The organism is Mucilaginibacter sp. P4_G9 (assembly GCF_056400985.1).
This window is the reverse complement of the sequence record NZ_JBFUKF010000703.1, coordinates 1-1,576: the sequence shown is the minus strand read 5'-3', so window position 1 is coordinate 1,576 and position 1,576 is coordinate 1. Positions and strand designations below refer to the sequence as shown.

The window sequence follows — 1,576 nt, the reverse complement described above, 5'->3', positions numbered from 1 at the left end:
CCATAAGCCAGCCCCGCATCAGAAGGTTAAACACTCCCTGGTTAAAAGTTGCCGCCGTTGTATTGATTGCTCTTTTCGCCGGTATTTTAGGTTCCAGGCTATTTATTAGCCATAAAGCTGATAATAATGTAGCCTACCAGGTTATTACAGCCCCCAAAGGCCAGATGAAACAAGTGTTATTACCCGATAACACCCTTGTTCAATTAAATGCAGGTAGTTCTATAAGGTGCCCGGTTAAATTTAGCGCTACCAGGAGGGAAGTTACCTTATTAAATGGCGAAGCTTTTTTTGAAGTTAAACACGATGCCTTAAAGCCTTTCCTGGTACATACGGGTGGTGTTATTACCCAGGTATTAGGTACCTCTTTCAATATTAAATTTTACAAAGAACTTCCCGATATACAGGTATTTGTAAACAGCGGTAAAGTAGAAATACACGACCAGAAACATACCCTGGGTATGTACACACCGCAGCAGCAGTTAACTTATAACAAACAAAATCAAAGTTTTTCGAGACAAGTAATTGCCGGCGATCATTCGCTTAGCTGGATGCATGACGAACTCATTTTAGATAATGTTGAATTTAAAGAGGTAGTGGTTTACCTGCAAAACAGGTACAATGTAAATTTTAAATATACCGGCAGGAAATTAAACAAACAACATTATTCGGTAAGGTTTTCAAATAAATTAACCATTAACCAGGTGCTGGATATACTGCAGTTTATTGATGGCAGAAAATACAGGCTGCAAGGCGATACAGTAAATATTAAATAATATATAAGAGAAACCAATGCCTGCTACTAACAGGCACTGGCTTACTAAGTGTAACTGCCAAAATTAAAAGCAAACCGGCGGTTACTAATCACTTTAAAAACAAATGTATGGAAAAAACTTTAACCCAGATTTCAAGAAAGTTACTGACTGCAATTTTATTGCTCTTAACAATTTTCACAGCATTGGTACCGGGGCGCGCGCAGGCCGAGCGTAAAGCATCCCTGGTAGATCAGCCGGTAACCGTAAAATTTGCCGATGAAACAATGGATGCCTCACTTGAGAAATTAAAAAGGGCTATGAACACCGTAGCCTTCAATTACAAATTAGATGATGTAGCATCTGTTAAAGTAAAAGCAGGCTCATTTATAGGCAAACCTTTAAAAGATGTATTGAATGCTTTAATGACCAATACCCAACTGGAGTACAGGGAAAAATATAACACCATTATTATTTCCAGGAAAAAAGTGATCCGTGTACCGGCCAAGATAGTAGTAACGGGTACAGTATCTGATAAAGATGGCCCCCTTGCCGGGGTTGCTATCCGCAGCAAAACATCACAGGCCGGTACTTCAACAGATGTGAACGGTAATTTTAAATTAACCGTTGAGCAGGGCGAGGTACTGGTGTTTGCTTTTATTGGTTACAAAAGCCAGGAAGTTGTTGCCGATCATTCACCGCTCAATGTAACTTTAAGTGCCGATGTAACCGGCTTATCGGCTGTAGTAGTGGTAGGTTATGGTACGCAAAAAAAATCGGATATAACCGGTTCGGTGGGTTCACTAAAAGTATCAAACGTTAAAGAT

Annotated in this window: 2 protein-coding genes; both read left to right on the top strand. The window is 39.7% G+C overall.

All coding sequences use genetic code 11. From position 1 onward, the window contains the following. Positions 1–773: FecR family protein (locus AC1DPZ_RS26875; protein ID WP_477409278.1), on the top strand; the 773-nt coding region annotated here is incomplete at its 5' end. A 107-nt stretch (positions 774–880) separates the two neighbouring features. Further along, positions 881–1,576 (top strand): carboxypeptidase-like regulatory domain-containing protein (locus AC1DPZ_RS26870; protein ID WP_477409276.1); only part of this gene is annotated, 696 nt, incomplete at its 3' end.